We start from the raw sequence: 20,220 nt of genomic DNA on the forward strand, positions 1-20,220 counted from the left end.
TTTTGTTGAGAGGAAAGACTCTGAAGTATCAGAATTTCTACGATAATTAATATGAGTTGGTTGTAAATAATTATTTTAACAATCAATTAGTTAACTTTGTCAAAGTACTAGGACTTTGACAAAGTTTGCGATGCAAAGGTGATTTTGAGACTTTTTTTGTAATCTCTTGTGGAGAATACTCTTAGATTTTACCTGATTAAAAGTCCAAAACCTGCTTCTATGAAATATAGTGGTTCTTCTTGCCACAATGTACGTCCGCTACTGATGTCTAACTGTAGGGTAGGGGTGAGGAGATAGGCAAAACCTGCATTGATATTATGCTCAGGAGCACGTGTGCCGTTATAAGAGGCGTAATATTCTACAAAAGTCCAAAACTTATTGTTAGTAGGGACATAATTGATTTGGGCGGTAACATCCAAATTTTCAAATTGTCCAGAACTACTAGCGCCATAAGCTAATGAAAGCACATCGGTGAGGGAACTCTCGAACGCTAAGCAAGCATCGAAAGTATAGGCTTTAGCATCTGTTTTGCTGTATTGCCCATAGCCAATGAGCCCTACAGAGGGGATAAAACGCTGTTCGGATTCGTATAAACGTTGTTTTACGCTGAAGGTAGTACTGCTAAAATCGGGGGTACGGAGGTCGAAATCGCCTTCTAAACGGATTTCGGTGTTTGTGATAAGTCCGTAGCGCAACATTAGATTCGCACTGCTATCTTCTTTGCTGAAAACATATCCATTTTCTATTTGAAACTGACCTTTGGGTAGAGTGTACACCCCTTCACTTTGGTCGGGGCGATCGGTGTTGATGGTTTCATCGCTTTGGGCAATAGCCAAAGATGAGCAGAACAAGCACAAAAGGAGTAAAAAAAGGTTATTCTTCGAATTTTTCATATAGGAAATTATTAAAAGGGAAGCGGGTGATGTGTATCTCCTTCACTTTTTCGTATACTACCTCACGGAATTCTTCGAGATTGTTTTTGTTGAGAGCCGAAATAAACAAGACATCACGCCCCATTCGCTGCATCCAAGTTTGTTTCCATTCTTCAAGGGTGAAGTGTTTTTTGGTGCGCTGGGTAGCCAAATCGTCTTCGGCAATTTCTTCGTTTGTATAAGCGTCTATTTTATTGAATACCATAATGGTAGGTTTATCGGCGCTGTGAATTTCGGCTAATATTTGGTTTACTGATTGGATATGTTCCTCAAAATTAGGGTGCGAGATATCTACTACGTGCAAGAGCAAATCGGCTTCGCGTACCTCGTCGAGGGTACTTTTGAACGACTCGATAAGCTGGGTAGGCAGTTTGCGAATGAACCCTACGGTATCGCTGAGCAAGAAAGGCAGGTTCTCAATCACGACCTTGCGGACAGTGGTGTCGAGCGTAGCAAAGAGTTTGTTTTCGGCAAAGACTTCACTTTTGCTAATCACGTTCATTAGGGTAGATTTGCCCACATTGGTATAACCGATAAGCGCCACACGCACTAATGCTCCGCGGTTGCTGCGCTGGGTTGCCATTTGTTTATCGATAGCGGAGAGTTTCTTTTTGAGCAGGGCAATACGGTCGCGCACAATACGGCGGTCGGTTTCGATTTCGGTTTCACCAGGACCGCGCATCCCGATACCCCCACGCTGGCGTTCGAGGTGCGTCCATAGCCCTGTAAGGCGTGGCAAGAGGTATTCGTACTGAGCGAGTTCCACCTGAGTGCGTGAGTAGCTGGTTTGGGCGCGCTGGGCAAAGATATCCAAAATGAGTCCTGTACGGTCTAATATTTTAGCTTTGAGAATGCGCTCGATGTTTTTCTGTTGGGCAGGTGTAAGCTCATCGTCGAAGATAACCGTTCCTACCTCATTTTCCTCAACAAATTGTTGTACTTCTTCCATTTTACCAGTGCCGATGAATGTTTTAGGGTTAGGCACATCAAGCTTTTGGGTGAAGCGTTTGAGCACTTCACCGCCGGCGGTATAGGTAAGAAATTCGAGTTCGTCGAGGTATTCTTTAGATTTTTCTTCTGTTTGTAATTGATTGATAATCCCTACGAGTACAACTTTCTCGTAAGTAAGATTGATTTGTTCTAACATTTGTTAATCCCATTTATTGCGAGTAGAAAGAGCGTATTTGCCCCCTCCGGTAAAGAATAAAGCTAAGGCGCCTAAGAAGAACAAGGCGGGCAATTCGGGCGCCCAACCTCCGTGTTGGGTAAGGGCAGAGAGTTTATCGGAATAGGCTAAGTAGAGCGTTGCCAGTCCGTTGAGGAACATCACCAGAGCTGCCAAACGCGAGCGGAATCCTAAAACGATGAGTAGGGGCGCTACAATTTCGCCAATGAACACGCCATAGGCTATGAAAGTAGGGAGGTTTTTAGCATCTAAAGTACTTTCGATATAACCAAAAGCATCGGGGTGCAATAGTTTGTTGATGCCGTGAGGAATCATCAATAAGCCTATGGTAAGGCGCAAAATGAGTAGTCCTAAATCTCTATTTTTCATAAAATGGAGGTATTTTTAAGTTTATGGGGGCAAAGATAGTAAAAAATTACGAGTTACGAATTACGAATGACGAAGTCGTAGCACGAAGGGCAATTAAAAAAGGGGATTCCAAAAATTCTATATTAAAGGGGCGTTTGCAAAACGCCCCTACAATGTGACTAAAAGTGATTGATTATCAAGTTTATAGAATATTTCAAAGTTTCTTACCTGTGCGGCTCGTACCCCATAACCGCCCGTGCGGTTCGCACCTCGCACCTTTGGCAAAGTGTAGGGATAAAAAAACTGCCCGCGGGGATGGGGGCAGTTTTGTATGAGGTTATAAGGGGATTAATATTCGTATTCTTTAGTGCCTTGAAACTCTCTTGCACCATTTCCTTTTTCCTTATATTGTTTTACTACGGTTGGGTAACCATCAGCATTATAAGTGTACTCATAGGCGCGAAGCGTTTCCCTTTTTGTACCAGCTGTTTTAGGCTCATAAGTATTCTTATAGGTTAAGATATTGTACTTCCCATTACCAGCGACAAGAAAATTTGTAGGACTAGGCTCTACAAAGTCAGTCATATAGTGAAATGGATTACGCTTAGTATCATAAGTATATTCTTTTACAGTGGTAGAGTATTCACTTTCTTCTACCACTTTCACTATATTCCCGTCAGAAATAGTATAAGTTGTAGTATCAGTGCCATAAAAAGTGCTTGTTACCACTGCACCATTAAGGTCTTTTTGATATTGGGTTGTTACTTCAATTACCGTATTGCCACTATAGGTAAATTGTTTTTCTCTGTAATAAGTAGCACTTTGGGTATCTCCATTTACATAAATAGTGGTAGGATGACTTCGCAAAACACTTTTAAGTTGATTACCTGTATAAGAATACTGATATGTGTAATTACGGTGGTCACTTTCATACTTTTCTGTTTTAGTAACAAGCTTCCCATTTTCATACGTAAAGTTCTGCACATAGTTATCTATTCCTGCATTTTCTCGTTTAGCCTGCTTGATAAATTTCCCATCAAAGTGGAAGGTAGAAACTCGGGTAGTACCTGTCTGCACGCCATTGTCATATTTAGTATAAGAGTGTGATATAGGACGTCCTCCCTCATAACTAAGTGTTATTACCTCTTCGAGGTTTCCATCCTTGTTCTTGGTAGTAATTTTCTTAACCAGATGGTTTGCTGAATCACTGCCATTGTCGTCGTTTTTGTTACAAGCTGCTAAAGCTGCAATTGCCAAAAAGCTGAATAAAATTTTCTTCATAATGCTATAAGATTTATAATTTTGGGGCAAAGATAGTAAAAAAAATACGAATTACGAGTTACGAATGACGAAAAGAGGAGGGGGCAAAAATTCTATATTGAGGGGGCGTTTGCAAAACGCCCCTACATAACATACTCTAAAAGTAATTGATTATCACGTTTATAGGCTTTGACAAAGTTTTTTGCCTGTGCGGCTCGCACCTCGCACCTTTGGCAAAGTGTAGGGATAAAAAAACTGCCCGCGGGGATGGGGCAGTTTTGTATGAGGTTATAAGGGGATTAATATTCGTATTCCTTGATGCCTTCTAAAGTATCATTTCTAAATTCCTTTATAGTTTTAGGATAGCCCTCAGGAGTGTATTCATATTCATAACGATAAGTGCTTTTATAAGTGTCAGTCTGTCCATTATCTGAATATGTGTTTATAACCTCCTTAGATGTAATATTATTCTTATTAACATCTTTTTCATCAAAATACTCAGGATAAGCGAAAAAAGGTCTTAAAGAAAAAAGTGTTTTGGCATTGTCGTGTTTAAATGTAGTTACAGTTTTCCCGTGTTTGCGAGTTTCTTGTTTTTTCACAACATTACCGTTAGAAAGGGTATAGATGGTTGTAGAAGTGCTTACTGAACTATCTTCTATAACCTCTTGAGCATTGGTGTTATACTCTTTTATATTTACAGTAATGCTGTTATTGGTGTAGTTAAACGTTTTTATTTCATAACGTTTTTGCAAAGGCACTCCTCTTAATGTTCCACTATAAGTGATTTTTTTCAGTTTTCCACTCTCATACTCATATACTATAGTTCCGTTTCTTTCTGGTTTCATAGGGTAGGTAATTTCTTTTCGCTCTAAATTACCACTGCCGTCATAGAAGAAAGTTTCTGTTTTATTCTCTCTGTCAATAGAGCCATCTTCTTGGGCTTCTTTCCTTTCTTGGATACGCCCTTGAGCGTCATATTTAATAGTAGAGATTTGGGTAGTGCCAGTTTGTACTCCGTTAATGAGTTCTCTCTCAGAGAAAGAGGTTATTTTTCCATTTTCATAGTGAGCTATAACTTCATAGGTGTGTTTTCCATTTTGCCCAAAGGAAATCATTCGTTCTACTTTCACTGTAGGGGTTTGTGTAGTGCTTGTTACAGTAGTTGAGGTAGTACCACCATTACCATTGTTTCCACTGCCGTTATTGTTGTTATCATCATCGTTTTTGCTACAAGCGGCTAATGTAGCGATTGCCAAAAGGCTGAATAAAAAATGCTTCATAATGCTATAAGATTTATAATTTGGGGCAAAGATAGTAAAAAATTACGAAGTCGTAGCACGACGGGCAATTAAAAAAAATGTTCCAAAAATTCTATATTGTAGGGGCGTTTTGCAAACGCCCCTACAATGTGACTAAAAGTGATTGATTATCACGTTTATAGAATATTTTAAAGTTTTTTGCCTGTGCGGCTCGCTCCTTATTTTCTCATTACCTCTACCCATTTGCCATTGGTGCGGGTGTTGTAGCGGTTGCTGTACATAGCTTCGGCATAAGTGCCTGGCAGATAGTACTTGCCTGCATACGAGGCGTTGAGTTTGAGCTTGATATACTTGGTTTGTTTGGCTTTGAGCGACAAGTAGAAATTCGCACGGTCGTCGCGGAAATCGGTGTAGTCTACATTGCTATCGCTGCTGCCCTCATCGTAATCGGTAAAGCGGGTATTTACAATTTCCCAACCTGAAGGGATGATTTGAGTGAGTGCTACATTCTCTACCGCCTCGCCAGTGAGGTTGGTAATCTCAATAGTGGCAACAAACTGAGTGCTTTGGCGCAAATTGGTTACATCAAGTGTGTGTCCGTTGCTATCGCGGAAAGTGGTGCTAAGCGAAAGTCCGTTTTGCATAGCGAGTTCTTTGCCCACTGGCAGTACGCCACTGGTGATGAGGCGTACATAAAGGGTTTGGTTACCATTGTTCTTCACTTGTAGGCTCTCATTGCCTTTAGCAGCAAGGGTTTTCTGTAGCATAGGCTCGGTAGCTTTTAGGTTTTCGGTTTTACCACCAAGGGTATAGCTGGCATTGATGCTCCTGCCGCTTTTATTCACAGCTACATATTTTGCCATTGCATAAAGGGCATAAGCCGTGGTTTGGGTGCTGAGCCAATCGTTAGTAGAGAGTTTTTCGGCTATCTCTAATGCCCAGCGTCCTGCATCTTCTTTCCTGCCGATGAGCAAAGCGGTTTCCATTGCCATTGCTTTGTTGCGAAGTACAGAACCGTAATAGCTATAGGCATCATCGTCGATAGCAGTGGTTTGGAACAATTTTTCGGCAGTTTGTTTTTGTCCGGCAAGGGCGTAGGCAGCTGCCAAAGTGCGTTTGGCATTAGGGGTGATCTCGTTGAGTTCACGCAAGCGGTTCATAGCCCCTATATTAGGATTTCCAGCGAGTGCCAAAGTATAGAGGCGATAGGCTTGGGCAAAGTCGTTTTGGTATTTACCCTCATAACGCCATTGGCGTGCTTCACTATTTTGGTAGTTGAGCCAGCTCTGTTTGCTACCCGATGGCAACACATAGCCTTTTTTCTCGGCTTCTACAAAAAACTGACCTATATACGAAGTTACCCAATCATCGGCGTATTTACCGCCTTTCCAATAGGTGAAACCACCATTGGAGAGTTGGTTCTCGTGCAATTTGCTGATGGCTGCACTCACATTGCGGTTCACTTCATCGGCTTTTTCTTTAGAAAGGGTTACAAAATCACCTAAGAAAAGTTGAGGGAATGCCCCCGAAGTAACTTGTTCGCCACAGCCGTGTGGATAGCTGATAAGATAACCCAAACGCTGAGTGAGGTTTACCCCTGGGAAGCTGGATACTTCCAACACTGTTTTGGCTTTTTCGCCAAAGAGATTGATATTGAGGTTGTGTGACTGTCCGCCTTGCAATACGGCATTTTGTACTACGTAGGTTACAGGGTTAGGGTTGTACACATCCATTTCTACCTCATAAGTAGATTTTTCTTTACCCGAAGTAGCGGTGATTTTCACTTTGGCAATACCTGTTTGAGCAGTGGTTTCGAGTTCAAAATAAGCCATTTGTTCGCCTGTTTTTTCAAAATGTAACTGCTGATTGTGTGCGCCTACCACTTTAAACAAGCCATTAGTTTCTACTTGGAGTGACACGTTCTTCACTTGTTTTTCCATAGCAAAAACAGTTACCGGCAACACGATTTTCTCGTTAGGCACGGCTTTGCGCGGCAAGGAACCTAAAATTGAAAGCGGACTTACCACAGGTATATCTTTTTTCTCGGCACTACCAAAAGCATTGGCGGCTACATCACTGGCGACTACCATCACACGAGCAGAGCCCATATAATTAGGAATTTTCACGGTATGAGCATTAGTAGCCCCTTTCTTGAGTTCAAACGGACCGCGGAAGATAACAAAAGGTTTGAATCGGTTTGCTTTTTGAGCATCGGCGCCGCCTAAATCCTCGTCACCCCCTATACTAAACGCCTGATTGATAGTTCCGCCATAAGCGCCAATCACATCGTCATACACATCCCAAGTTTTTACTCCTAAAGCCGTTTTGCTAAAGAAAGTATTCCAAGGGTTTGGTGTTTTGAAGCGGGTGAGGTTCAACAGCCCGTCCTCCACAATTGCCACGGTATAGGTCATTGGTTTACCCGATTTCTCACTTACCTTGATGCTCACTTTTTGGTTAGGCGTCAAGCGGTCGGGCATTTGGATTACAGGGTTGAGCACTGTATTTTTATCTACCACTTTCACGGGAACAACTCCGTACAAGCGAATAGGCGCATCGTTGAGCGTTTTGTTGTGCGGTTGCAAAAGGGTAACGTAGAAATACACATTAGGCGACATTTTATTGGTGATAGGTACCTCAAAAGTCGTTTCTTTGTTAGCAGTTTCTACCCAATAAGTTTCGAGTACATCGTTGCCATTTTCTACCGAAATAAGCGCACGTCCGCCTTTATCGGAAGGGAAAGTGATTTTGGCTTTTTCGCCTACGTTGTATTCTTTTTTGTTAGTACCCAAGGCGAGCATTACCGCTTCACTACCTTCACTGCCACGTGATTTGCCAGTCCAGTCACCCCAATCAAAGTAAACCGTAGTACCGCACTTATGACCGCTTTGGTTATCGCTGAGCATAATAAAATAGCGACCCCAGTCGGCATCAGGGATATTGAGGGTAAAGCGTCCTTTTCCATTGCTATCGGTGGTGATATAGTCGGTTTTGTAAATAGCATTGCTGCTACTGCTGTTGTAGGTAGAGATGTTTTGGTTAGAAGCGTCCCACCACCAGTTCCAACCTACTTTATACACAGTAACCGCTACTGTTCTGTTGCCCAATGGCTGTCCGTTTTCACTGAGCACTACCGCATCGAAAGTATGGTTTTGCTGGGTGTTGTAGTAGTCGTATTTGTTAGTTTCGGGCAAACGCAAGCCTACGTACTCACTGTAAGGAGAGAAAGAGGCGGTACTCACATCGGTGCTGAAGTCGCCACCGCTTTCGTTAGCTTGGGTGAGGAAGTTCACCTTTAGCATACCGGGGGCTTCTAAGTCGTTCGTTCTGAAGTAGAAATTAGCATTCCCATTGCTATCGGTTTGTCCTTCGTACACGTTCATTTCTTCGCTTTCAAACTGGTAAGCGCGGTTGTTGAACACGTATTTTTCATAGCCTTTAAAAGCGGTTTCTAAGGGGTAGAATTTTGCTTTTACATTTACCCCCGTATTGCCCGCAGGACTACCGTGTAACCACAACACCTGCAAGCGCACATTCTCGCCATTACCGCTGATGAGTTTGCCACTGAGGCTGTTCTCAATCTTGAGTCGGTTAGGTTTGATAGTTTCTATTTTGATGCGTTTGCTAAATTTCGCAGCTCCTGCCGAAATAGCAACACTCCAGTTGCCTGTAGGGGCATCGGCATTGGTTTTGAGTCCAAAAACGTATTGATTGGTAGGGTTGCTGGTTTGCATACGCTCGGCAATCACTTTGCCATAAGGGTCGGTAAAGCGGAGTTTGATAGGCAGTTTTTCAGGATTTTTCTGAGCAAAATCGTTTAAAATGAAACCTACATAGATACTATCACCAGGTCGCCATACACCGCGCTCGGTATAAATAAAGCCGTTGAGCCCTTTCTGCAAGCGCATACCATCTACATCGTACTTGCTCACCGATTGAGGGGCAATATCGTCTAACTTCACATAAGTAGTGAATTTATCTTTTTTCACTTTAACGAAATAAGCACGATTGCTGAGGTTTAGATGCAACATCCCCTTGCTATCGGTTTTGTCTTCTTGAATTTTCTGTTGTTGGTAGTTAAACACCTCTACCACAGCGCCATCTACTGGTTTGGTAGTGAGGAGATCGTTTACTATAATGGTAAAACTATTAGTTTGCCCTTTCTTTACAATCACCCCAAGATCACTGGCGAGCACATTGGTACCCACTGTTTTGCCGTAGTAATAATTATCTTTGCAAGGGCTATCCTCATCTTCTTCTTCCCAGTAGAATTCCTCGTCATAATCGTAGTAATACTGTGTATAGTTCACATCGTCGTCATTCAGAGGTTTTTCTTCAAATGAAAGGTCGAGAGGTTCTTCGTTTTTAGTGCCACAAGTGTAGAGCGAATAGTTTTTGGTCATCCCTAATTCCACGCGGTAAATCGCACCAGGTTCGGGAGTAATTACCGATGCTAAATCTAAGGAATAAGTATTCCACTCGTTCAGCGGATAGAGCGCTCCATCGTTCAGCTTCAGCACTTTGCGTGCAATAGGTTTCCCCACACGCTGTATGTAGGAGCCGCCACCCAAATTGTTGTCTTGCAAAAATTGAAAGATATTGTTCTCAAAAATGCGATAAACAGTTACATTCACTGCGCGCAAGTTGATAGTTTGGAAATTAATTTTCAAATTTTGGGAGCTTGGCAGTATAGAACCGCTTTTAAGGAAGCGAATATCGGGTTTTTGTTGCAAGAATTTGATGTTGAAAGTCGCTTCTCTTTCCAAGCGATCGCCATAGATATTCTTGATACCTTTAGAAACATAAACCTTGTAATCCCCCTCTTTTTGCTCCTCGCGGAAGACTTTCAGCACGTTGCCATTTACACTGTATTTCAGTGCGGTATCAGTATTGCTGAGGCTTATGAGTCCTGTAAAATCTTGTTCTTTTTCCAAGGGGTCGGAGAAGTTTACACTAAACGACTGATTAGCGCCATCGGTACGGGCGTTTAGCGCTTTGAAGATTCCTTTTTGTGGAATAGTATAGGAGAATGGAATCAGGTTTTCCTGAGGAACATCCTTAGTATCCCATTTAATTTCAAGTGTTTGCTCTTTATCGATGCGCGGGATACTATCAAAAATAATCACAAATTTATTGTTAGTACCTTGTGATTGGAATTTTACAGCCACTTTTTTGCCGTTGAGGTTGGCTTTGAGCACATCTTTCACCGTTTCGTAGGAAATTTGGTCGTTAGCCAAAAGCTCGGCATTGAGGAAGTATAAATTTTTGTTGTAGGACTGCAAGTCGCCCGATTTTACTCTAAAAGCCTGTTCTAAAGTCTTTACAGTAAAGTTGAAGAGTTCGAGTTCTTTTTTAGGCACGTCATAAAGTTTCTTTACATTGAAAGAAATTTGATATTCAGTGTTTTGAGATAAAGGTTTATTGGGTACAAAGGCGATTTGCGACGGACTTTGGCACACCACTTTCCCTTCTACTTTAGGTGAAATTTCAAACAGATGGAGGTCGTTTATTTTGTCCATCTTTTCTTGTGATAGCGGTTCATTCAGTAGTATTTTAATCCCCGAATGGGCAGAAATCACCCCAGAGGTATACCCCGAAATATAATCTTTAAAAGCCAGTGGATCGCTGTTGAAATTGGCGTTTTTCTTACAAGCAACTGCTAATAATAATGCTAAGAGTACAAAGCCTATTTTTTTCATAGTTCAATAACAATTGATTTTCAAGCGACAAAGATAGAGAATACTTATCAAATTTACAAATTTGCGGCAAAGAGTCGTGTTTTTTTATCTTTTTTCGGCAGTTTGCCACTTGAAATTTCACTACGTCATTACTACGTCAATGCCTTTTAGCTTTCTGATTTACAACAAATTGCAGAAGTGTGTAATTGACTACTTTTTACACGTTAAATTTCTAATCTTCCTCATTAGCTGCAAAAAGTGTATAAAACACCCTTAAATCCTATTCTTTAATTGTTAAAAATGTTAAAAACACTACTATTTAACTACGTTATTGGTGTAAAAAAGTTAATAATATCTTAAATTGATTTGGAAGTTATATTTTTCAGTTTGTAATTTTGCCCCAATCAATAACCCACGCCATAGTGCGTATATAAACAAAAAGAAATAATATGAGAAAAAGAATTTTTGCTTTAATGGCATTTGTATCTTTAAGTCTTGCCTGCGTTGTAGGCTGTAAATCGGATGCCGATGACGGGGTAGGTGAAAAACCACGCCCAAGTACTGAAGACAGCTTCTATTTTAGAAATGGGGCTAAACACACTATTCATATGACAGAACGAGAAGATCGTGTTGTATTTTTAGAGGGTGTTTCGGATAACTTTACCTTCACTGATAATGCAGGAACAGGTCTCACTATTGTACAAGGTACTGTGTCAACCACCTTAAATATCCGTGCTAATACTCAAGGTACTTACGAAATTGTAATTGCCGATACCAAAGAGGGTGCTGAACGCAAGGCTACCCTTGTTGTAGAAGTAGCTCCACGTGATACTGGTTGGAGAGATGGTGTATACACTATTGAAGATATTGATGGCGATAAAACTGAAGCCAACTCTAACGACTATGTGGATGTAGAATACCCTGATGGTTATCAGTACGATAGCTCTTCACTTTCTTCTGAGGCTTCTACTCGTATTACAGTTAGTTCACAAGCAGGTAATATTGTAAGGGTAACCGCTAAGAACCACTATGATTCTTCTGCTCCTTTAGAGTTCAAACTCAAACACAAAACCGATGCTTCAAAAACACCCCTTACTGTAAAAGTAAAACGCGTGACCAAGTTCTGGAATTACAGTGGTACTTATCTTTATGGTATTTCTAATAAGGACTATGTAACCCAATACAGCTTTACCAATGCACCAAGAGTACCTAAAGTGCCTTATAGTGTAACTTATGTAAATAGTGGTAATTTTAGTACAGGAGATGCTACTACACTCTATGGAAACCCTATCATTACCAGAATAGACCTCAATAATGTGGAAACAGTACATTCTTACGCTTTTTCTAATTCAGCTAATTTAGAGACTGTTATCGCTCCTAAAGTAAAAAGGATTTATTACGGTGCTTTCTATAACACTAAACTTGCTAAAATAGAATTACCTGCTTTAGAAGAACTTTACACAGAGCATTCTAGTCAATTGAATGGTAATTATGGTAGTTATGATGTTCGTTATAATATTTTCCCTGCTACCATACGTTCTATAATCATAGGGAAAAACATTAAAAAAATAGGATACTATGCTTTCAATGGTACTGAAAACTCATTGGCGGAATTGCGTATAGGGGTAGAGGCTCCTACTCAAATAGACAAAAATACTTTTAAGTATACTCCAGAAGGTCATAATTATTATGGTAACCCCGTACCTCAAGGACCTATAGGAAAAGTTAATAATGCTGCCTTGTATGTGCCTAACAGATCACTTGCTGAGTGGAAAACTGTACACCCTTGGATTACTACTGTATTTACAGGTGGTGTAAGAGGCTATTAATAGCTGTTTTTAAGGAACTCTGAGAATCTCAGAAAAACTCTGAGAATCTTGGAAAAACTCTGAGAAACCCTGAGGAACTCAGAAAGGCTCTGAGAAACTCTGAGAAAAAAATAATCAAAAAAAAATCACAAGAAATGAACAAAATTAAAATATATACCATTGCTGCCATTACAGCGCTCAGCGCGAGTGCTGTAACAGCACAAGATAACTATCGCCCTTGGCTCGTAGGGGCGGGCGTGAGCACCGTAGACTTTAAGGTGCCCGAAAGAAGTGTAATGAAAGACTGGTTTGGCTACCCCGATATGAATATCGGCTTCCGCCTCAACGCCGCTCGCTACATCAAAAAAGGTATTACTGCCGAAGCGGGTTTTGCCTACGCAAGCATCAAGAAAGACCAAAATTACTTCCCTGATGTAGAGGAAACTAAACTCGAAAATGCCAAAACTTACTGGGCGTTTGATGTACGTGGTCGTTATCACCTCAACCGTTTGTGGGATGCGCTTCCTTGGCTCGACCCTTATCCACAAGTGGGGGTAGGCTTTGCTTCAGTAGATAGTGAAACCAAATTCAAACTTATCGCAGGACTTGGTATAAACTTCTGGTTTACAGATGTAGTGGGCGCCAATGTGAACACTGCCTACAATGTAGGGGGTGGCACCGGTCACGACTACTACCAATGGGGCGCTGGTGTAGTGCTTAAATTGCCACTTACCGCTCGTGAAAATCCTATCGTAGACCACGTAGAACGCACCAAAGAACCTAAAGTAAAAGAGAAAAAAGACCGCAAACGCGTATCAGCAAACAAAGCGATTACTCGTGTAGAAACTCCTGAAGAACGCGAAGAACGTACCCAACGCGTGGTAAAACAAATCAACTTGTATGCAAAAACTATCTTGTTTGATACCGATAAATCGGTAGTGAAACCACAAGCTGAGTTTATCTTGGACAATATCGCTATCATTATGAATGAAAACCCCGATTTCAACTTCGTGGTAGAAGGACATACTGATAATACTGGTACCCCTGAGCACAACCTCAAACTCTCTCAAGATCGCGCTGATGCTATCAAGCAATACCTTTCACGCCACGGTGTGAGCAAAAAACGCCTCGAGGCTAAAGGTTACGGACAAACACGACCTATTGAGAGCAATGATACTGAACGCGGTAAAGAAATCAACCGCCGTGTAGAAATCAATGTTATCAAAGACCAACAATAGTTAGTAGTGAAAAGTACCTCCCATATTCTCTTTTTTGAATACTTGTTAAAATAAGAGGGTTCTTCACGATGCAATCATCATAAATGTTTTTAATAAGGTAATCATATTTGCTTTTTGGAGAACTATGGGAGGGCTTTTTTTATTAACATCGATAATTAACAGAAAAGTTTTTTTCATTAGGTGGCTTATTCACCACGAATCTCATTTTAATTATACAATAACCAAAAGGCTCGCGATGGGAATCGTGAGCCTTTCTTTTATTTGCTAATTAATTAATAATTTGTACTTTTGCACATTGTATATTAAAAAATATGGAAGAGACATTATATATCGAAGATTTTGGACCAATCCTCAAAGCTGAACTTACAATAAAACCTTTGATGGTTTTCATAGGTGAATCGGGGAGTGGCAAAAGTGCTATTCTAAAACTGATGTCTTTATTGCGTTGGGTACACAAGCGCAATAATCTGCGTTCTTATTTTATCAAAAACAATCTTGCCTCTCCACAAGATTTTGCAAAATCGCTTTCATTTCAACAACTTTTAGAAATCAGTGGGTTGAATGAATTTATTAATGAAAATACTTTCTTCTCTTTCGCAATAGGAGAATATAAATATGAAGGTAAAGGATACCAACTGAAAGAACCTATCTTAAAAGAACCTTTTTCGTTAGATAAAGTCTTGTTTTTGAGTGAGAACAGAGGAGTTTTACCCGATATTTTTGCTAAAAACTTCAATAGAGATGTAGATTTACCCTATTATTTAGAAGATACCTATACAAATTTTAGTAAAGCGATGAGAGCTTATCGCAAAGGATTTGAAATTCAGAGTACAAAACTAACATTATTAGAAGATGAGGTATTAGAAGGAAATCCGTATTTTGTATTAGGTAAAGGTAGGAATACTAAGGAATACAAACTTAAATTTGAAAATGCCTCCAGTGGTACCAAAACAGCCAGTTTTGTAGAGTTGATAGTAGCATATCACACTAAAAACTATGATTTTACTGAAGTGTTAGAAAATCAGTACAAAAGATTAGGGATGGGGCGCTTTGAGGTGAAAGAGTGGAACGGGAATAAAAAATTATCTATTTTTATAGAAGAACCAGAACTTTCCTTGTACCCTTCAGCGCAACGTCGATTGGTAAATAAACTTATCAATGATTGTTTTTCTTTTAATAAATTACACAACACAACTGTTCACTTGGCTTTTGCTACCCATAGTCCTTACATTATCAATCATTTGAACTTACTTATCAATGCTTATGACAAACATAACACTCATTATACGGAAGGAGCAGCACTTTCTTATGAAAATATAGGGGTCTGGAAAGTTGAAGAAGGTGTGTTGAAAGATCTCAAAGCTATAGACAACCGCTTTATTGATGTAATGGATCTCTCTGAAGATATCAATGAAATATACGATAATTATGAAGCTATCAATAGATAATCTGTTACAGCAAACCTTGCCTCAAGCCTTAAATTTACAAAGGAATGTGCGTATAAGAAAAGAAATTACCCAAACTACTTCTTTTGATTTGACAGATGATGAGAGAGAAACAAAAATAGTTTTAGAAAAAGGGCTTGGAAAAGCAACTTATACAAATCTTCAAAGAAAAGAATTGTACATTATAGACTTTGAAGATTACAAAAAACAACTTAATAATTGTGCTGTATTGCAACAGAACAAACTAACCCGACAATGTGATTATCTTATTTTTGACACTACACAAACAGTGTGTATACTTAATGAAATTACCTCAGGAAGTAGTTTTCAAAATCTTCAAAAAGAGATAAAAAAAGGAAATGAAGTAGAATTTTCAGGTGGTAAATTTGAAAAAGTGCAACAACAATTACTTCACTCATTACAAACCCTATATCTATCAGATGAAATTTCAAAACTACTTTTATCTTTTGAAGAAAAAATCTGTCTTTGTTCATATAAGATTCATACTTCAATGCCTCCTGCACAAGTAGCTTTTAATCGTGCTTTGATGATAGAAAACAATATTTCAAATGAAAAAGGAATACAATATGCTCACAAAGAAATAGAATCTTTGGGATTTCAGTACAGAAGAATAGGTTATATACCATTTAAAATTTAATAATACTAAGAAAATGACAAAAAAACTCCTCCTTTTCGCCTCTTTGCTGCTAATAGTAGCTTGTGGTGACAAAAAAGAAAAAGAAATTGCCGCCATACCAATGTCGTTCGAGACCGTGCGATTAGATTCATTATTTGTAAAAACTCCCGATGCCCAATTCCCTGCCTTGCGCCACCAGTATCCTTATTTTTTCACTCCCAGCATTAGCGATAGCGAGTGGGTGGAAATCAAGCATAAACCTATTTTTCCCGATTTGCCAGAATTTGCAAATATCTACTACCACACGCTATATGGCGAAGTAGAAAAACAATTAGGAGATTTATCAGCCGAGAAGAAAGAACTCAACGGCTTGTTCCAACATATCAAATACTATTTTCCTAAGTTTCAAGCGCCTAAAGTGGTAACCCTCCTCAGTAGGGTAGACTACGAGTCGCGTGTGATCTATGCCGATAGCCTCTTGCTCATAGGCACCGATAACTATTTGGGAACCAAACACCCTTTCTATCAAGATATGGAACAGTATATCGCTGCCGAGTTAGACAAAAAATACTTAGCAGTAGATGTTGCCGATGCTTTTGCCGATAAATTAGTGCCTCGTGCGGTGCATCTCACCTTTTTGGACAATATGATTTACGAAGGCAAAAAACTCTATTTAGAGCAACTGTTACTCCCCAAAAAATCAGCTGCTGATTTGTTGCGTTATACCGACCAGCAGTACGCGTGGGCAGAAGCCAATGAACCCGAAATATGGCGTTATTTTATAGAAAAAGAGCTCCTTTATCAAACTGATAAGAAACTCCTTACGCGTTTTCTTTATCCTGCGCCTTTCTCTAAATTCTATTTGGAATTAGATAATGAATCGCCAGGGCAAATAGCAAAATTTATAGGGTTGCGCATCGTTCAGGCGTATGCCGAAAATCACAAAGAAGAACCATTAGTAAAGATTTTGGCAATGAACCCCGATACTCTCTTCAAACAATCACAGTACAAACCTAATAAGTAATAATGAGATTTTTATAGGGGCGTTTGCAAAACGCCCCTATAAAAATTACCTCTTACCTCTTACCTCCCTAAAACCTCTAAAACATTATCTAAAGCCTTCACCACCTCTTGTGAAGCGTCTAAGGTTACTAATTTGTGTCGGTGTTCCTTAAAATTAGGGATTCCTTTAAAATAATTAGCATAGTGGCGGCGCATTTCCACCACCCCTTGGCGTTCGCCTTTCCATTCTACCGACCATAACAAGTGGTTTTTAGCCGCTTCCACACGGTCGGCAATAGTAGGCGAGGGGAGGAGTTCACCTGTGGCAAAATAGTGTTTGATTTCATTGAAAATCCACGGATAGCCAATAGCCGCGCGCCCTATCATAATGCCGTCTATCCCGTAAGTATTGCGGTATTCTAAAGCCTTTTCGGGGCTATCGATATCGCCATTGCCAAAAATAGGAATGTGCATACGCGGGTTGTTCTTCACTTTGGCAATATAACTCCAGTCCGAATGCCCTTTGTACATCTGGCTGCGGGTGCGCGCGTGAATAGTGAGTGCGCTAATGCCCACATCTTGCAGGCGTTCAGCTACTTCCTCTATGTTGATACTCTGTTCGTCCCAGCCTAAGCGCGTTTTCACTGTTACCGGTAGGGTGGTACTGTTTACCACAGCTTTGGTAAGGCGAACCATCAGGTCGATATCCTTGAGTACCCCAGCGCCAGCTCCTTTGCTCACCACTTTTTTCACCGGACAACCAAAGTTGATATCCACCAAATCGGGGTTTACAGTAGCTACAATTTTAGCCGAGAGCGCCATAGCCTCCTCATCACCTCCAAAAATCTGTATTCCTACGGGGCGTTCATAGTCAAAAATATCCAATTTTTGTCGGCTTTTAATCGCGTCGCGTATCAAACCTTCCGATGAGATAAACTCGCTGTAGAGCATATCAGCGCCGTGCATTTTGCACAATCGGCGAAAAGGAGGGTCGCTCACATCTTCCATAGGAGCGAGCAGTAGCGGGAATTCTCCCAAGTCTATATTTCCTATTGTAGGCACGTTGTAATAAATTTATTTTCAAAGGCGCAAAGGTAGTGTGTAATTAGCAAATTAGCAAATTTGGGGATTAGCAAATAAAAAAAACCTTTAAAATTTTTGCTACTTTAAAAAATAATTGTATTTTTACGCCCCAAATTTAGAGAGGAGTTGTAGGTTTTAGGTTTTAATCCTTCTCCTACCTCCAAATTACTAACCCTAAACCCTATTATACTATGGAAGAAAATATCAGAGTACGCTATTCCGATAAGGAATTGGAAGAATTTAAGGCACTTATAGAAGAAAAAATCAAAAAAGCTCAAGCCGATTTGGAACTTATCAAAAGTTCCTATATGAATAGTGCCACTAATGGTACCGACGACACTGCCCCTACCTTCAAGGCTTTTGAAGAGGGCTCTAAGGTAACCAGCAAAGAGGAAAACACTGCTTTGGCTATCCGCCAAGAGAAGTTTATTCGCGACCTTAAAAATGCACTGATTCGCATTGAGAATAAAACTTATGGCATCTGCCGCGTAACAGGTAAACTTATAGATAAACGCAGATTGATGGCAGTGCCTCACGCTACCCTTAGCATCGAGGCTAAAAATATGCAATAGCCTGATGACACTTACCGAGTATCTACACCAAGAAACTCAAATTCCCATCACAACCCTTACCTCCCTAACGGCTCACCTATTTGAGCGCAGGGAGGTAAAGAAGTATAGCACTTTGCTCAAAGCAGGCACTACTTCAAAAGAGTTGTTTTATGTGGAAGAAGGTTTGTTGCGCTGTTATTACTACAATAAAAAGAAAGATATTACCCACAATTTTTTTCTTGAAAAGATGTTTTATTTTCCAGTAGAAAGCATCTATTTCAATCAATCTTCCCCTTTATGCTTAGAAGCCTTAGAGGATAGTGTGGTGTGGGTGGCTAACTTTTCGGAAGTAGAACTTGTAGTAAATGAACATCAGGAACTGGAACGCCTGATGCGCCTGCTGTTGGTCTCAGCCATCAAATCACTCACCGAGCGGCTGTACCTTGTAAAGTTCCAAACCGCCCAAGAGCGTTACCAATGGCTGCTAAACAACTACCCCCAAATACTCCTCCGCGCTCCCTTAGGGCATATTGCCTCGTTGTTAGGCATTACCCAGCAAACCCTCAGCGTTATCAGAGCAAACCTCCTAACTCTTGTTCCCTAACCACTAACCCTAAAATCCTATGACCTACCGTCTTGCCTCTCTCGCCGATGCCCGCAAAGTAGCTACTGTGCTCACCGATGCTTTTGCTAATTACAATATGTATCGCACGGTGCTCAACTCTTTTTTCACTACCGATAGCAAGTATATCGACTATCTGAACAAATTGCATTATGTGCAAGTGATGAGCAATATCCGCAAGGGGTATTGCCTGATAGCCGAAGAAAATGGCGAAATTATAGCTGTTGCCGTGATGCAATCACTGCGCCACACCCGTATTACCCTTTGGGACTACCTGCGCTCAGGAGCTTTTGCGCTTTGGCGTTATGCCAAACCTACTCAATGCTTCCTGCCATTTTTAGACAAGAGCAGCGAGTACGCCAAAAAACAAACTTCTGAAAACAGATGGTATTTAGAGAGTTTTGTAGTGAGTCCCGCGTGGCAAGGCAAACACATAGGAGGTAAGTTTTTAGACGAAGCCGTTTTGCCTTTAGTAGCACGTGAAGGAGGTAGCCAACTCAGTTTGGTCACCAATACCGCAATGAATGTATTTTTCTACCAAAAACACGGTTTTGAGCAAATTCACCAAACCAAAATAGGAGGTGTAGACGTTTGGACGATGCTGGCGGAGGTGAAGAGTGAAGAATGAAAAATCGCATAGAGGGTGTCCAAAAAGTCTCAAAATCACTTTTGCGTCGCTACACTTTGCCAAAGTTTCAGACTTTGGAAAAGTTGATCACTTTGATTATCAACAACTTTTGTAGTATGTTTTGTAGGGGCGTTTTGCAAACGCCCACATAAATAAAACTTTTCAGACAGTCTCTTAGAATTGACTCATAAGTAATCTGTTTACACCATATTTATAGGGTATTTTGTAGAAATTCTTCTTTTAAAAGAAATGTAATGTCTCTTATTATCAATAATTTAATTGATAATTTTGTAGATTTTACCTATAAAAAGGTGTGAAAAAATTGTATATTCCAAAAAATGATGTAATTTTGTTGCGAATTTAAAATAAGATGTATTAGTATAAAAAGAAAATAACATAAAAATATATTAGCGTTTAGCTATTATTTTGTTGGTTTCAAAATCTCCAAATTTTCAGACCTCCTACAAGATAATAAGTAAAACGCTCACGCTTCGGCGTGGGTTCTGTTGTACTTATTAGGAGGTGGGTGTTTGGAGATAC

Annotated in this window: 15 protein-coding genes; 8 read left to right on the top strand and 7 right to left on the bottom strand. The window is 40.2% G+C overall.

Annotation, left to right across the window (positions count from 1 at the left end; translation table 11 throughout):
- Positions 1–188: 188 nt before the first annotated feature.
- From DR017_RS10595 to DR017_RS10620, 6 genes are all read right to left on the bottom strand, one after another.
- Positions 189–893 (bottom strand): transporter, encoded by a 705-nt coding sequence (locus DR017_RS10595; RefSeq protein WP_002678523.1) that lies wholly within the window; start codon positions 891–893, stop codon positions 189–191.
- A complete protein-coding gene (gene hflX / locus DR017_RS10600) occupies positions 874–2,079 on the bottom strand; it encodes a GTPase HflX (protein WP_002678623.1) in 1,206 nt (401 codons plus the stop codon). The genes DR017_RS10595 and hflX overlap by 20 nt, the downstream gene beginning before the upstream one ends.
- 3 nt (positions 2,080–2,082) lie before the next feature.
- Positions 2,083–2,487, bottom strand: a complete 405-nt coding sequence (locus DR017_RS10605; RefSeq protein WP_002678409.1) for a DoxX family protein — start codon at positions 2,485–2,487, stop codon at positions 2,083–2,085.
- A 327-nt stretch (positions 2,488–2,814) separates the two neighbouring features.
- Positions 2,815–3,747 (bottom strand): membrane lipoprotein lipid attachment site-containing protein, encoded by a 933-nt coding sequence (locus tag DR017_RS10610; RefSeq protein ID WP_002678494.1) that lies wholly within the window; start codon positions 3,745–3,747, stop codon positions 2,815–2,817.
- A gap of 278 nt (positions 3,748–4,025) precedes the next feature.
- Positions 4,026–5,009, bottom strand: coding sequence for a hypothetical protein (locus DR017_RS10615; RefSeq protein ID WP_002678341.1), 984 nt, complete (start codon positions 5,007–5,009; stop codon positions 4,026–4,028).
- Between the two features lie 197 nt (positions 5,010–5,206).
- Positions 5,207–10,687, bottom strand: a complete 5,481-nt coding sequence (locus tag DR017_RS10620) for an alpha-2-macroglobulin family protein (protein WP_002678364.1) — start codon at positions 10,685–10,687, stop codon at positions 5,207–5,209.
- Positions 10,688–11,115: 428 nt separating this feature from the next.
- Between DR017_RS10620 and DR017_RS10625 the strand changes: the two genes are divergently transcribed.
- The 5 genes from DR017_RS10625 to gldB all read left to right on the top strand — a co-directional run bounded on the left by DR017_RS10625 (position 11,116) and on the right by gldB (position 16,818).
- Positions 11,116–12,495 carry a leucine-rich repeat protein gene (locus DR017_RS10625; RefSeq protein ID WP_002678323.1) on the top strand — a complete coding sequence of 460 codons (1,380 nt, stop codon included), beginning with the start codon at positions 11,116–11,118 and terminating at the stop codon, positions 12,493–12,495.
- A gap of 134 nt (positions 12,496–12,629) precedes the next feature.
- A complete protein-coding gene (locus DR017_RS10630) occupies positions 12,630–13,712 on the top strand; it encodes an OmpA family protein (protein WP_002678480.1) in 1,083 nt (360 codons plus the stop codon).
- A 311-nt stretch (positions 13,713–14,023) separates the two neighbouring features.
- Entirely contained in the window at positions 14,024–15,160 is a 1,137-nt protein-coding gene (locus DR017_RS10635; RefSeq protein WP_002678308.1) for an AAA family ATPase, read from the top strand.
- The gene (locus DR017_RS10640; protein WP_002678533.1) at positions 15,141–15,815 is read left to right on the top strand and encodes a hypothetical protein; all 675 of its coding nucleotides are present in this window, start codon (positions 15,141–15,143) and stop codon (positions 15,813–15,815) included. The genes DR017_RS10635 and DR017_RS10640 overlap by 20 nt, the downstream gene beginning before the upstream one ends.
- A gap of 13 nt (positions 15,816–15,828) precedes the next feature.
- Positions 15,829–16,818 carry a gliding motility lipoprotein GldB gene (gene gldB, locus DR017_RS10645; RefSeq protein WP_002678635.1) on the top strand — a complete coding sequence of 330 codons (990 nt, stop codon included), beginning with the start codon at positions 15,829–15,831 and terminating at the stop codon, positions 16,816–16,818.
- Positions 16,819–16,877: 59 nt separating this feature from the next.
- Here the strand turns inward: gldB and dusB are convergent, their stop codons facing one another.
- Positions 16,878–17,858, bottom strand: a complete 981-nt coding sequence (gene dusB, locus DR017_RS10650; RefSeq protein ID WP_002678425.1) for a tRNA dihydrouridine synthase DusB — start codon at positions 17,856–17,858, stop codon at positions 16,878–16,880.
- A gap of 212 nt (positions 17,859–18,070) precedes the next feature.
- Between dusB and DR017_RS10655 the strand changes: the two genes are divergently transcribed.
- From DR017_RS10655 to DR017_RS10665, 3 genes are read left to right on the top strand one after another with little or no spacing between them, the layout of a single operon-like run.
- On the top strand, positions 18,071–18,451 hold the full coding sequence (locus tag DR017_RS10655; protein WP_002678619.1) for a TraR/DksA family transcriptional regulator: 381 nt from the start codon (positions 18,071–18,073) through the stop codon (positions 18,449–18,451).
- A gap of 4 nt (positions 18,452–18,455) precedes the next feature.
- Positions 18,456–19,034, top strand: coding sequence for a Crp/Fnr family transcriptional regulator (locus tag DR017_RS10660; RefSeq protein WP_002678482.1), 579 nt, complete (start codon positions 18,456–18,458; stop codon positions 19,032–19,034).
- A 19-nt stretch (positions 19,035–19,053) separates the two neighbouring features.
- A complete protein-coding gene (locus DR017_RS10665; protein WP_002678483.1) occupies positions 19,054–19,680 on the top strand; it encodes a GNAT family N-acetyltransferase in 627 nt (208 codons plus the stop codon).
- Positions 19,681–20,220: the final 540 nt, after the last annotated feature.

Origin of the sequence: Capnocytophaga sputigena, from assembly GCF_900446695.1 — a bacterium.
GTDB classification, from domain to species: domain Bacteria; phylum Bacteroidota; class Bacteroidia; order Flavobacteriales; family Flavobacteriaceae; genus Capnocytophaga; species Capnocytophaga sputigena.